The sequence below is a fragment of the Microbacterium algihabitans genome (genome assembly GCF_032464975.1).
GTDB lineage: Bacteria > Actinomycetota > Actinomycetes > Actinomycetales > Microbacteriaceae > Microbacterium > Microbacterium algihabitans.
This window is the reverse complement of record NZ_JAWDIU010000006.1, coordinates 74,306-86,926: the sequence shown is the minus strand read 5'-3', so window position 1 is coordinate 86,926 and position 12,621 is coordinate 74,306. Positions and strand designations below refer to the sequence as shown.

The window sequence follows — 12,621 nt, the reverse complement described above, 5'->3', positions numbered from 1 at the left end:
GACCGGCCACGAGCCGGTTCTGCAAGGAGGACCTCGTGAGCACCATCCTCGAGATGCGCTCGATCACCAAGGAGTTCCCCGGCGTCATCGCGTTGGCCGACGTGTCGCTGACCGTCGAGCGCGGTACCGTCCACGCCATCTGCGGCGAGAACGGCGCCGGCAAGTCGACCCTCATGAAGGTGCTCAGCGGTGTGTATCCCGCGGGCGACTACCGAGGCGAGATCGTCTTCGACGGGCAGACCGTCGAGTTCAAAGACATCCGCGACAGCGAAGCGGCCGGCATCGTCATCATCCACCAGGAGCTCGCGCTGAGCCCCTACCTCTCGATCGCCGAGAACATCTTCCTCGGCAACGAGATCACGAACCGCGGCCTCATCGACTGGGACGCCACCAACCGCGAGGCGGCGAAGCTGCTGGCGCGCGTCGGTCTGGGCGACAGCCCCGACGTGCCCGTCAACGAGATCGGCGTCGGCAAGCAGCAGCTCGTCGAGATCGCCAAGGCCCTGTCGAAGGACGTCAAGCTCCTCATCCTCGACGAGCCCACCGCGGCGCTGAACGACGACGACTCCGAGCACCTGCTCGATCTGATCCGCCACCTGCGCGGCCAGAACATCACGTGCATCATCATCAGCCACAAGCTCAACGAGATCCGCGCGATCGCCGACGAGGTGACCATCATCCGCGACGGTCGCACGATCGAGACGCTCGATGTGGCCACCGGCGGTACCAGCGAAGACCGCATCATCCGCGGGATGGTCGGTCGCGAGCTCGAGAACCGCTACCCCGACCGCGACGTCGAGATCGGCGATGAGGTCCTTCGCATCGAGGACTGGAACGTCAGCCACCCCACCGACGGCAACCGCACGGTGATCCACCAGGCGAACCTCACGGTCCGCGCCGGCGAGGTCGTCGGCATCGCGGGTCTGATGGGCGCCGGTCGCACCGAGCTCGCGATGAGCGTGTTCGGCAAGAGCTTCGGCTCGAAGATCTCGGGCAACGTCTACATCCGCGGTCAGAAGGCCGACACCTCGACGGTCCCCGCGGCCATCCGCAGCGGTCTCGCCTACGTGACCGAGGACCGCAAGGGTGCAGGTCTCAACCTGATCGACACGATCAAGCGCAACATCTCGCTCGCGGGAATGCGCAAGCTCGTCAAGGGCGGGTTCGTCGACGGAGACGAGGAGTACCTGGTCGCCAACCGCTACCGCAAGTCGATGAACATCAAGGCGCCCAGCGTCGACGTGGTCGTGGGCAAGCTCTCGGGCGGCAACCAGCAGAAGGTCGTGCTGTCGCAGTGGCTCTTCTCCGACCCCGAGGTGCTCATCCTCGACGAGCCGACCCGCGGCATCGACGTGGGCGCAAAGTACGAGATCTACACGATCATCAACTCCCTCGCGGCGCAGGGGAAGGGGGTGCTCGTCATCTCTTCGGAGCTGCCCGAGCTCCTCGGCATCTGCGACCGCATCTACACCCTCAGCGAAGGCCACATCACCGGCCAGCTGCCCATCGAAGAGGCCACTCCGGAGGCCCTCATGGTGCTCATGACGAAGGAGAAGGAAGCCGACCATGTCAGCGCTTGACAACACCGCGACCCAGGCGGGCCCGGGCGGCACGCCCCGCGGTCCCGTGGGAGGCGGAGCCGGGGGAGCCGGCAGCCTCGTGACGTTCTTCACCTCGCGTCTGCGCGAGATCGGCATCTTCATCGCCCTCATCGTCATCGTGCTGCTGTTCCAGGCACTGACCGGCGGGCGCCTGCTCACCGCGGGCAACGTGTCGAACATCATCGTCCAGAACAGCTACATCCTGATCCTCGCGATCGGCATGGTGATGATCATCATCGCCGGCCACATCGACCTGTCGGTCGGTTCGGTCGCCGCCTTCGTCGGTGCGGTCTCGGGTGTGCTCATCGTGCAGTGGGGCCTGCCCTGGTGGCTCGGCATCCTGCTGTCGCTGGTGCTGGGTGCCGTGGTCGGCATGTGGCAGGGCTTCTGGGTGGCCTATATCGGCATCCCCGCGTTCATCGTGACCCTGGCGGGCATGCTGCTGTTCCGCGGTCTCACGCAGATGACCCTGGGCAACACGCAGATCACGCCGTTCCCGACCGAGTACCGCGCCCTCGGTGGCGGGTACCTCTTCCCCGACCTGTTCCCGGCGTCGTCCTCGCCCGCCGAGTGGATCACGGTCGCCCTGGGCGCGCTGACCCTGGTGCTGTTCGTCTTCTCGCAGATGCGCCAGCGTGCGAAGCGTGCGGCCCTCGAGCTGCAGAACGACCCGATGGCGGCGTTCCTCGTCAAGGTCATCGGCGGCAGCGCGCTGATCGCCTACCTCACCTACCTGCTGGGTGTGGCTCCCGGCTCGCGCGGCACACCTATCGTGCTCGTCGTGCTGGCGCTGCTGATCATCGGATACTCGACGGTCATGAGCCGCAGCGTCTTCGGTCGTCACATCTACGCGATCGGTGGCAACCGCACCGCCGCGAAGCTGTCGGGCATCAACACCCGCCGCGTCGACTTCATGCTGTTCGTGAACATGGGTGTGCTCGCGGCCCTCGCCGGCATCGTGTTCACGGGTCGCCTGAACTCGGCCGGTCCCGGCGCCGGTAACCTCTTCGAGCTCGACGCGATCGCCGCCTCGTTCATCGGTGGAGCGGCCGTGCAGGGTGGTGTCGGCCGCGTGGTCGGCGCGATCGCCGGTGGTCTGGTCATGGGTGTGCTCAACAACGGCATGTCGCTCATGGGCATCTCGACCGACGTGCAGCAGTTCATCAAGGGCCTCGTGCTCCTTCTGGCCGTGGCCTTCGACGTGTGGAACAAGAACCGCACGCGCGGTTGATCCACGCTTCTTCATCGAACGCCCCGTCGCCTCGTGCGGCGGGGCGTTCGTGCGTGTGCGGCGCGTGGGTGGGAGAGGATGGACGGATGCCAGCTCGTCCGACCCTCCGCGCCGCGGCCGTGCTCGCGCTGGTCGCCGTCGCGCTGACGGGATGCACGTCGTCGCGCGCGCAGACCCAGGGGTCGAACGACGGCGCCGGGGTGATCGGCGTCTCGCTGCCCACCGAGGCCGATGCGCAGTGGAGCCGGGGCGGCGACGCGCTGAAGACCGAGCTGGTCGCGCGCGGATACGCCGTCGATCTGCAGTTCGCCGCGGGCGATGCGCGCACGCAGGGCTCCCAGGTGCAGAACATGCTGACGAAGGGGGCGGATGCCGTGGTGGTGGCTCCCGTCGCGGCCGGCGACCTGGCGGCTCCGCTCGAGGTGGCGAACGGCGACGGCGTCCCCGTCGTGGAGTTCGGGCGTTCGCTCGCGGGCGTCGATGCGGCGGCCGCGTTCGCGCCGGATCCGACCGCGCTCGGCCGCGCTCAGGCCGAGGCGCTCCTCGCCGACCTGCCGTCATCAGGGTCCGAGCAAGTGGCTCCGGATGCCGCGACGGAGCCGTCGCCGTCGCCGTCCGAGGTGCCGTCGCCCGCGGCATCCGCCCCCGCCACCCCGACTGTCGCGCGCGTCGCGCTGATCACCGGGTCGTCGGCCGATCCGTGGGATGAGCAGCGGTTCGCGGCGGCGCTCGACGCGCTGCAGCCGGCGATCGCCGCGGGTACGGTGCAGCTGGTGTCGGGTGCGAGCCTCGAGGCCGCGGCCGTCGACGAGGACACCGCCGCGGCGCAGGCCGCCGCCGCCGAGAAGCGTCTCCGTGCCTTGCGCGCCGATGCCGATGCGCCCACCGCCGTGCTCGCCCTCGGCGATGCGGTCACCCGCGGTGTCGTGACGGCCCTGACCACCGATCCGCCCGCCGAGGAGTCGCCGAGTCCGAGCCCCCGCCCGACCGAGAGCTCGACCCCCGAGGCGCCGGCGCCGCTGGTGGTGGGCACCGGGGCCGACGCCGCGACCGTCCGGGCTCTGCGCGACGACGTGCTCGACGCAACGATCTTCGCCGACCCCCGTGCCCTCGTCGACGCCACCGCCGACGCGGTGCAGGCGCTGCTCGACGGCGAGACGCCCGCCGCGGCGGGCGAGGGCGTCGCGCCGAGCGTCGTGCGCCCCGACGACGTCGAAGAACTCATCTCCTCGGGCTGGATCTCGACCGACGAGCTCTGAGGGCGCATCATTCGGGTTTTCCCGAATGCGGCTCGGGGGCTGCCCGGGCGGTGCGAGCGCGGGGCTGCGCCCTAGCGTGGAACCCATGACCACGGCATCCGTCCTTCCGCCTCCGCCCTCGACCCCGCCGGTCGCGCCCGCACCGCCGTCCGCGGCCGACGTGCGCCCCGTGCGCATCGGCTCGCCCGCCCGCGTCGCCGGCGCCGCCGCCCAACTGGCCGCTCTCGGCATCGTCGGCCCGGGCGTCTTCGCGGGGCTCATCGGACTGCTCAGCTCGGGATTCGGCCTGCTCGCGGCGCTGCTCATCGGCGTCGTGGTGCTCGTCGCGTTCGTCTACGCGCTGTTCGCCCTGGCGTGGTTCGAGCGGGCGCGCCTCGAGGGCCTGTACGCCTTCGGCCTCGCTCCGTTGCGGCCGCGCCGCAGCCCCAAGCCCGGCTTCGGCGGCGTGCTGCACACCATCTGGCTGCAGGCGATCGACCCCCTGCAGTGGCGCGCGGTCGCCTCGTTCGCGATCTCGACCGTGCTGGGGCTCGCGACCATCACGATGCTCGGAGGCCTCGCCTGGGGCCTGGCGCTCTCGGTCAGCCCGCTGTTCGGCTGGCCCAACCGGCGCTTCCTCGGCATCGTGCCGCTCGAGGGGGCCGCGGCTCCGGTCGTCGGCATCCTCGCGGTGATCGTCGGCGCCGCCGCGGTGATCGGCCTGGCCCTGCTGCAGGGCGTCATCGCGCGGGCGATCTTCGTGCCCTCGCGCGAGGCGCAGCTCGTCGAACAGGCCCGCACCTCCGACTCGCGTCGGGCCGGCGCCGTCCGCGCCGCCGAAGTGGAGCGCACCCGCATCGAACGCGACCTGCACGACGGCGTCCAGCCGCGGCTCGTCTCGATCGGCATGACGCTGGGCCTGGCCCAGACCAAGATCGACGACGACCCCGAGGCCGCGAAAGCCCTGGTCGCCGAGGCCCACGCGTCGACGAAGTCGGCCATCACCGAACTGCGGCAGCTGGCCCGCGGCATCCACGCCTCGGTACTCGAGGATCGGGGGCTGGATGCCGCGCTGTCGGCCCTCGCCTCGCGCTCGCACATCCCCGTGACCCTCGACGTGCGCCTTCCGCGCCGCTGCGGTCGCGCCGCCGAGGCGGCGGTGTACTTCGCGATCGCCGAGACTCTCACCAACGCCGCCAAGCACTCGCGGGCCACGGCCTGCCGCGTGCACGTGCGGGTGCGCGACGACGGCTCGCTCTGGGCCCGCGTCGAAGACGACGGCTTGGGCGGTGCGCGCATCGTCCCCGGCGGTGGCCTCGACGGGATCGTCAACCGCGTCACCGCCGCCGGTGGCACGGCGCGCATCGACAGCCCGCAGGGCGGCCCGACGACGGTGGAGGTGAACGTCCCGTGCGCGTCCTGATCTGCGAAGATTCCGTGCTGCTGCGCGAGGGGCTCGTGCGCCTCCTCGCCGATGACGGCCACGAGGTCGTCGCGGCGCTCCCGGATGCCGAGGGTCTCGAGCAGGCCGTGTCGGACACGGCACCGGAGCTGTGCATCCTCGACGTGCGGCTTCCGCCGACCTGGACCGACGAGGGCATCCGCGCGGCGATCGCGCTGCGGTCACGGCATCCGGGTCTCGCCGTGCTGGTGCTGTCGCAGTACGTCGAGGAGCGCTACGCGAGCGATCTCATCGCCGACGGCCAGGGCGCCCTCGGGTACCTGCTGAAAGACCGCGTCGCCGACGTTAAGGACTTCCTCGCCGCGGTCGCCTCGATCGCGGGCGGAGCCACGGTGCTCGACCCCGAGGTGGTGGCGCAGCTGCTCACCCGGCGCCGCCGCGACGAGCGCCTGCAGAGCCTCACCGAACGCGAGCGCAGCGTGCTCGCCCTCATCGCCGAAGGCCGCTCGAACCAGGCGATCGCCGCCGCGCTGTTCGTGTCGGAGGCCAGCGTCGAGAAGTACATCACCGCCATCTTCACCAAGCTCGGCCTCGAGCAGGACGAAACAGGCAACCGCCGCGTGATCGCCGCGCTCGTCCACCTCGGCCACGACACCACCGGAGCTGCGTCATGACCCTCGAAACCCCCCTCGCCCCGACCCCCGAGCCCTCGCCCCAGCCGCCTCGCCGGGGAGCCGCCTTCGCCGTGTCGATCATCACCATCGCCGTTGGCGCGTGCATCGCGCTGGGTACTCTCGCCGGCACCGGCGCCTCGGCCGTGGTCTCGCTGCGCGACACGGGCGAGAACAGCGCCGTGCTCGACAGCGGCGTGGAGGGCCTGACCGACGTCGACATCGACGTGGCGGCGGGCGCCCTCACCATCGCGTACGGCGACGTCAGCGAGGCCCGCCTCGACGCCGACCGCGAGGGGCCGCGCGGATGGAGGTTCGACCGCCGCGGAGACACGCTGCGCGTGTCGTCGCCGGAGGGACCCTTCGCGGGGGTCGGCACCGGCTCGCGCGCGACGCTCACCCTTCCGCGCGAGCTCGAGGGCAGCGGCATCCGCGCCTCCATCGACGTCACGGGCGGGTCGCTCGACCTCGACGGCGACTTCGGCGCGCTGTCGGTGCAGCTCGCCGGCGGGGCGGCGACGCTGCGCGGATCGGCGGCCGAGCTCGACGTGTCGGTCTCGGGCGGGGCTGCAACGGCTCGGGTCGACGACGTGTCGACCGCGTCGTTCGAGGTGGCCGGGGGCGACCTCACCGCCGAGCTCGGGGGCCTCACCCCCGACCGCACGAAGGTCGACGTGACGGCCGGGTCGGCCGACATCACCCTGCCCGACGACGACTATCGCGTGAACGTGGACGACGGCCTCGGCCGCGTCGACAACGCGCTGCGCACCGACGCCTCCGCCACGGCGCGCGTCGACGTGCAGGCGACGATGGGCCAGGTGCGCCTGCACTCCTGAGGGCCACCCGCGTGAAGGGTCATCTTCGGTCGCTTCGAGCCGTGCTCGGCGACGGAAGGTGACCCCTCACGCGCTCTTGAGCGCCTTCGCGATGCGCTGCGGCGACACCGGCTCGGCCGTGCCGAGGCGCTGGGCGAACAGGCTCACGCGCAGTTCTTCGAGCAGCCAGCGCGTCTGCAGGAGGTTCGCGGGGGCGTCGGCCGGCAGGGGAACCGTCCCGCCGGCTTCGACGAAGCCCGCGGCGGAGCGCTCGTACTCGGTCATGCGCTGGCGGTCGCGGCCGGGGTTGTCGGACAGCGTCTTGACGCGGTCGAGGGCTCCGGCCAGATACCGCGGAAGGTGCTGCAGCCGCGCGAGGCCCGTTCGCGAGAGGAAGCCCGGGAAGATCAGGCCCTTCAGCTGCCCGCGCACGTCGTTCAGCGCGCCGAGCAGGGTGATCGACGAGGCGTCCTTCATCGCGCGGTCGACCTCGCGCTGCGCGAGCAGGATCTTCGCCGCGAGCGACACCGTCTGAAAGGTGCGGTCGACGGATGCCGCGGAGAAGGCGTCGCGCACGCGCTCGAAATCGGCCTTCGTGCGCACGACTCCCCTCGGCGCCTCGCGCAGCAGCACGTCGTCGGCGAGGGCGACGCGGGCGTCCTCGATGAGCGCCTTGGCGTTCTGGTACGGCGAGGCCGCGAGGGCGAGCTTCTCGTTCGCGGTGAGGTGGTCGAGCACGTAGGTCGCGGGGGAGGGGACGGCCAGCAGCAAAAGACGACGGATGCCGGCACGCGTGTGCCGCGCGGCGTCTTCGGGCGTCGCCTCCACGCGCAGGGCGACGCTGTCTCCCTCATCGACCAGGGCGGGGTAGCCGCGCACGACGCCGCCGGCGACCGGGGTGTCGACGACCTCGGTGAGCTCATCGAGATCCCAGGTGGTCAGCTTCGACCGGGAGGCGAAGGCGGGGGAGGCCTCGGCGACCTTCGCGGCTCTCTGCGCCGGGCGAGCGATCGTCGACTCGACGCTGGAGCGGGCCTTGTCGGCGAGACGGCGCTGCAGGGTCGCCAGATCGCGGTCGCTGCCGATCGCGCGGCCACGTGCGTCGACGGCGCGGAACGAGGGCGTGAGGTGGCCGGGAACCCGCTCGAGCTCGAAGTCGGCGGCGCTCACCCGCTGGTTCGCGACGCGCTGCACGAGGGCGGCGAGGGCGTCGACGAGCGTCGTCTTGGGCAGACCGTTCGCGTGCTCGGGGCCCTTCTCGGCGAGCTCGGCCGAGAACTTCTCCGCCCAGTCGGCGGCGGGCACGACGTTGCGGCGGATGGTCTTCGGCAGTGCGCGCAGCAGCGCGGCGACGAGCTCGTCGCGCATGCCCGGAACCTGCCAGTCGAAGCCGTCGGGGCGCAGCTGCGCGAGCAGCGGCAGCGGCACGACCACCGTCACGCCGTCGTCGGGAGCTCCTGGTTCGAAGCGGTACGCGAGGTTGAGGGTCTGATCGCCCTGCCGCCAGCGCGCGGGGAAGGCCCGGTCGTCTCCCTGGGCGCGGTCGCCGGTGAGGTCGGACTCACGTAGGTCGAGCAGGTGCGGGGTGCGGTTCGAGGCGTCCTTCCACCACGTCTCGAACGAGCGCACGTCGGTGACGTCGGCCGGGATCCGCGAGTTGTAGAACGCGAACACGGCCTCGTCGCCGATGAGGATGTCACGGCGACGCTCGCGCTCCTCGATCTTCTCGAGCAGGCGACGCTGCTCCTGGTTGCGGCGGAGGAACGCGGTGAGGCGCTTGTCGAGCACCGAGGGGTCCCACTCGCCCTCCACCAGCGCGTGGCGCACGAACATCTCGCGTGCGAGCGGCCGGTCGAAGCGCGCGAGCTGCACCCGGCGGCGCCCGACGAGCTCGACCCCGAAGAGGGTGACCTTCTCGTAGGCGGCGGCGGAGCCGGCATCCTTCGACCAGTGCGGCTCGCTGAGGGAGCGCTTGACCAGGTCGGGGGCGAGCTCTTCCGCCCACGCCGGGTCGACGGCGGCGACCGTGCGGGCGAACAGGCGCGAGGTCTCGACGAGTTCGGCGGCCATGACGGCCGAGGGGCGCTTCTTCTTCAGGCCCGAGCCGGGGAAGATGGCGAACCGTGCCCCGCGCGCGCCGATGTACTCGCCCTTGGTGGGGCGGGCGTCACCCGGCGCCTTGCGGTCTTTGGCCTGCGCCATCGTGCGGGGGTCCAGGATGCCGAGGTGCGAGAGCAACCCGGAGAGGATCGCGCGGTGGATCGCATCGCCGGCGGCGTGCCCCTCGAGGGCGGTGCTGTGGTCGCCGCGCCCCGATCCATGTCCCGATTTCGTCGCCGCATGTCCCGAATTGTGCGGCCTGGAGGGGTCGGAGCCAGCCGAAAGTGGGACATGGTTCCGCGCGCGACGGCCTCCGTCGCCGGAGCCCCGCGAGCCACCTTCGCCGGAGCGCTCGCCGCCGAGCGACCGCAGCTGCCGGTGCACGTCCATCCACTCGCGCACGCGCACGTAGTTGAGGTGCTCGCTGCGGCACAGGCGCCGGAACGCGCTCGAGCCGAGCTCGGCCTGCTTCTCCTGCAGGTAATCCCAGAGGTTCAGCAGCGAAAGGAAGTCGCTGGTGGGGTCGGTGAATCGCGCGTGGAAGCGGTCGGCTTCTTCCCGTCGCTCCTCGGGCCGTTCGCGCACGTCTTGGATCGACATGCCCGACACGATCGCGAGCACCTCGCTCGACACCTCGTTGCGACGCGCCTCGATGAGCATGCGGGCGAAGCGCGGGTCGATCGGCAGCCGCGCGATCTCGCGGCCGATCTCGGTGAGGCGGGGACCGTCCTCGCGCGGTGCGCGTCCGCCGCGCTGCCGAGACGGGTCGCCGTCGTCGCGCACGTCGCGCTCGCGCGAGGTGTCGGCCCCGCGCGAACCGGGGGCGGGCAGCTTCACCGCGCCGAGCTCGACGAGCAGGTCGAACGCCGCCTTCACGCCTCGCGAGTCGGGCGGGGTGAGGAACGGGAAGGCCTGGATGTCGCCGAAGCCGAGCGACAGCATCTGGAGGATGACGGATGCCAGCGACGTCCGCAGGATCTCGGGCTCGGTGTACTCCGGGCGCCGCGTGAAGTCGTCTTCGGAGTAGAGCCGGATCGCGATGCCGGGCGAGGTGCGCCCCGCACGCCCGGAGCGCTGCTGGGCCGAGGCCTGCGACACGGCCTCGATGGGCAGGCGTTGGATCTTCGACCGGTTGCTGTAGCGCGAGATGCGGGCGGTTCCGGTGTCGACGACATACCGGATGCCGGGGACGGTGAGACTCGTCTCGGCGACGTTCGTGGCGAGGATGACGCGACGGCGCACGCCCGCGACGCTCGAGCGCTCGAAGACGCGGTGCTGTTCGGCCGCGGACAGGCGTCCGTAGAGGGGCAGCACCTCGGTGGGCGAGGTGTCCTTCTGGTACGCCCCGCGGATGGCATCCGCCGCATCGCGGATCTCGGCCTCGCCGGGGAAGAAGACGAGCACGTCGCCCGGGGCCTCGCGATCGAGCTCGCGCAGGGCGGCGACGACGGCTCCGACTTCGTCGGCGTCGTCGTCGGAGCGCCCCGGCTTGGCCGCCGGCCGTGCAGAACTCCGGACTTTCTGCGGGCCGGTCGCCGCTCGGCCGCGCGATGACGGGGCGTCGGGGTCATCGGCATCCGGAATCTCCGGAGTCGTGCTTGCGTCGTCCGCTCCGTCGACCGGCCGGTACCGGATCTCGACCGGGTACGTGCGACCCGACACCTCGATGACCGGCGCCGGGGTCGGCTCGCCGCCCGGCTCGGTGGGAGCCGCCGCGAAGTGCCGCGCGAAGCTCTCGGGGTCGATGGTGGCCGAGGTGACGATGACCTTGAGGTCGGGGCGCTTCGGCAGGATGCGGCGCAGATAGCCGAGCAGGAAGTCGATGTTGAGCGAGCGCTCGTGCGCCTCGTCGACGATGATCGTGTCGTAGCGACGCAGCAGCCGGTCGCGGTGGATCTCGTTGAGCAGGATGCCGTCGGTCACCAGCGCCACGCGCGTGTCGGCCGACACCTTGTCGGTGAAGCGCACCTTGTAGCCGACGGTCGAGCCGAGCGGAACCTGCATCTCTTCGGCGATGCGCTCGGCGATCGTGCGCGCGGCGATGCGGCGCGGCTGGGTGTGCGCGATCGAGGTGCGGCCCAGTTCGAGGCACATCTTGGGCAGCTGCGTGGTCTTGCCCGAGCCCGTCGCCCCGGCGACGATCACGACCTGGTGGTCGCGGATGGCGCGCGCGATCTCGTCCCGCGCGGCGCTGACGGGCAGCTCGGGCGGGTAGACGATGACGGGTTCGACAGACACAGCCTTCCAGCCTATCGGCCTCGTCGCCTTCATCGCCCGCCGGGCACCGAATCTCGCGTGAGGGGTCGCTTCCTGTCGCCTGGCTCACCGGCTGGGCGACAGAGAGCGACCCCTCACGCGCGGCGACTCACGGCATCGACGCCTTCTGCGCCAGGATCCGGCGCACTGCCGCGTCGACCTTGGCGGCGAACGCGGGGTCCGCCTGCGCGCGCGCGAGCACGGCCTGGTGCATCTCGGCGTACACCGAAGGGTCGGCCGAGACCAGCAGCAGGTCGATGCCGGCGTCCACGGCGAGGGTCGCGCGATCCGCGGGCGACCACGGCTGCACCTGCCGCGCGGCCGAGAGGTCGTCGACGGTGACCACGCCGTCGAAGCCGACGCGATCGCGCAGCACACCGACCACGGCGGGCGAGAAGGCCGCGGGCGCCGAGGGGTCGATCTGCGCGTAGATCGCGGTCGACAGCATCACGACCCCGGGGCCCTGCGGCAGCACGCTCGAATACACGCCGACGTCCGCTCCGTCGGCGGTGACGGTGTCGTCGGTCACGCCGCTGCGGGTGTCGGTGTTCTCCGTCACGCGACCGAGTCCCGGGAAGTGCTTGAACGTCGGCAGCACGCCGCCCGCGCGCATGCCCGCGGCGAAGGCGCCGACCTTGGCCGCGACCGTGGCGCCGTCGTAGCCGTACTCGCGGGCCAGTGCGCCGATCGGGGGGTTGGATGCCGCGGCATCCGGGCTCGCGACGATGTCGGCCACGGGCGCGAGGTTCATGTTCACCCCGGCCGACGCGAGCTGCGCTCCCCACGTGGTCGCCGCCGCCTGCAGCGAGGCGTCGTCCTGCTGGCCCTGCCGGACGGCTGAGGGGATGTCGTCGAACCCGGGGCCCGACAGCACCTGCACGGTCCCGCCCTCTTGATCGGTGGCGACCCACAGCGGCGGCTGGCCCGCAGCGACGACCGAGGTGAAGCCCTGCACCAGGGCCGCGGTGGCCTCCGCCCCGGCGGCCGAGCGCCCGTGCAGGAAGATCCCGCCGATGTGGTCGTTCTGCACGGCCGCGAGGGTCGTCGGGTTGGCGCCCTCGACCGAGGTCCCCACCATGAACATCTGCCCCACCTTGTCGCTGAGGCTCATGCCCGCGAGCGGGTCGGGCGTGCGCGTGGGCGTGGGGGTCGGCGTGGGCGTGGGGGTGACGGATGCCGAGGGGGTCGGGGCGGCGGAAGGGGCTGCGGCGGGCGCGCAGCCGGCGAGGGCGAGCGCCGCGATCACGACGAGCATCGAGAAGCGGGGGGCGGTCTTCACCCCTCGATGGTGGCCCATCGACCTGAGC

The 12,621-nt window shown here is 71.6% G+C and carries 8 protein-coding genes; 6 read left to right on the top strand and 2 right to left on the bottom strand.

Annotation, left to right across the window (positions count from 1 at the left end):
• Positions 1 to 53 precede the first annotated feature (53 nt).
• The 6 genes from mmsA to RWH43_RS14940 all read left to right on the top strand — a co-directional run bounded on the left by mmsA (position 54) and on the right by RWH43_RS14940 (position 6,979).
• Complete coding sequence (gene mmsA / locus RWH43_RS14965) at positions 54 to 1,580, top strand: multiple monosaccharide ABC transporter ATP-binding protein (protein ID WP_144834331.1); 1,527 nt, start codon at positions 54 to 56, stop codon at positions 1,578 to 1,580.
• Positions 1,567 to 2,832, top strand: a complete 1,266-nt coding sequence (gene mmsB / locus RWH43_RS14960; protein WP_307212523.1) for a multiple monosaccharide ABC transporter permease — start codon at positions 1,567 to 1,569, stop codon at positions 2,830 to 2,832. Before mmsA ends, mmsB begins: the two co-directional genes overlap by 14 nt.
• 86 nt (positions 2,833 to 2,918) lie before the next feature.
• Positions 2,919 to 4,091, top strand: coding sequence for a substrate-binding domain-containing protein (locus tag RWH43_RS14955; protein ID WP_316001847.1), 1,173 nt, complete (start codon positions 2,919 to 2,921; stop codon positions 4,089 to 4,091).
• A gap of 85 nt (positions 4,092 to 4,176) precedes the next feature.
• Positions 4,177 to 5,493, top strand: coding sequence for a sensor histidine kinase (locus tag RWH43_RS14950; RefSeq protein ID WP_144834185.1), 1,317 nt, complete (start codon positions 4,177 to 4,179; stop codon positions 5,491 to 5,493).
• Entirely contained in the window at positions 5,481 to 6,146 is a 666-nt protein-coding gene (locus tag RWH43_RS14945; RefSeq protein ID WP_316001846.1) for a LuxR C-terminal-related transcriptional regulator, read from the top strand. Before RWH43_RS14950 ends, RWH43_RS14945 begins: the two co-directional genes overlap by 13 nt.
• A complete protein-coding gene (locus RWH43_RS14940; RefSeq protein WP_154097555.1) occupies positions 6,143 to 6,979 on the top strand; it encodes a hypothetical protein in 837 nt (278 codons plus the stop codon). Before RWH43_RS14945 ends, RWH43_RS14940 begins: the two co-directional genes overlap by 4 nt.
• A gap of 66 nt (positions 6,980 to 7,045) precedes the next feature.
• Here the strand turns inward: RWH43_RS14940 and RWH43_RS14935 are convergent, their stop codons facing one another.
• Together RWH43_RS14935 and RWH43_RS14930 are read right to left on the bottom strand one after the other, a co-directional pair.
• Positions 7,046 to 11,329, bottom strand: a complete 4,284-nt coding sequence (locus RWH43_RS14935; RefSeq protein ID WP_437127394.1) for a DUF3418 domain-containing protein — start codon at positions 11,327 to 11,329, stop codon at positions 7,046 to 7,048.
• Between the two features lie 94 nt (positions 11,330 to 11,423).
• A complete protein-coding gene (locus RWH43_RS14930) occupies positions 11,424 to 12,593 on the bottom strand; it encodes a glycoside hydrolase family 3 N-terminal domain-containing protein (RefSeq protein ID WP_316001844.1) in 1,170 nt (389 codons plus the stop codon).
• Positions 12,594 to 12,621 lie beyond the last annotated feature (28 nt).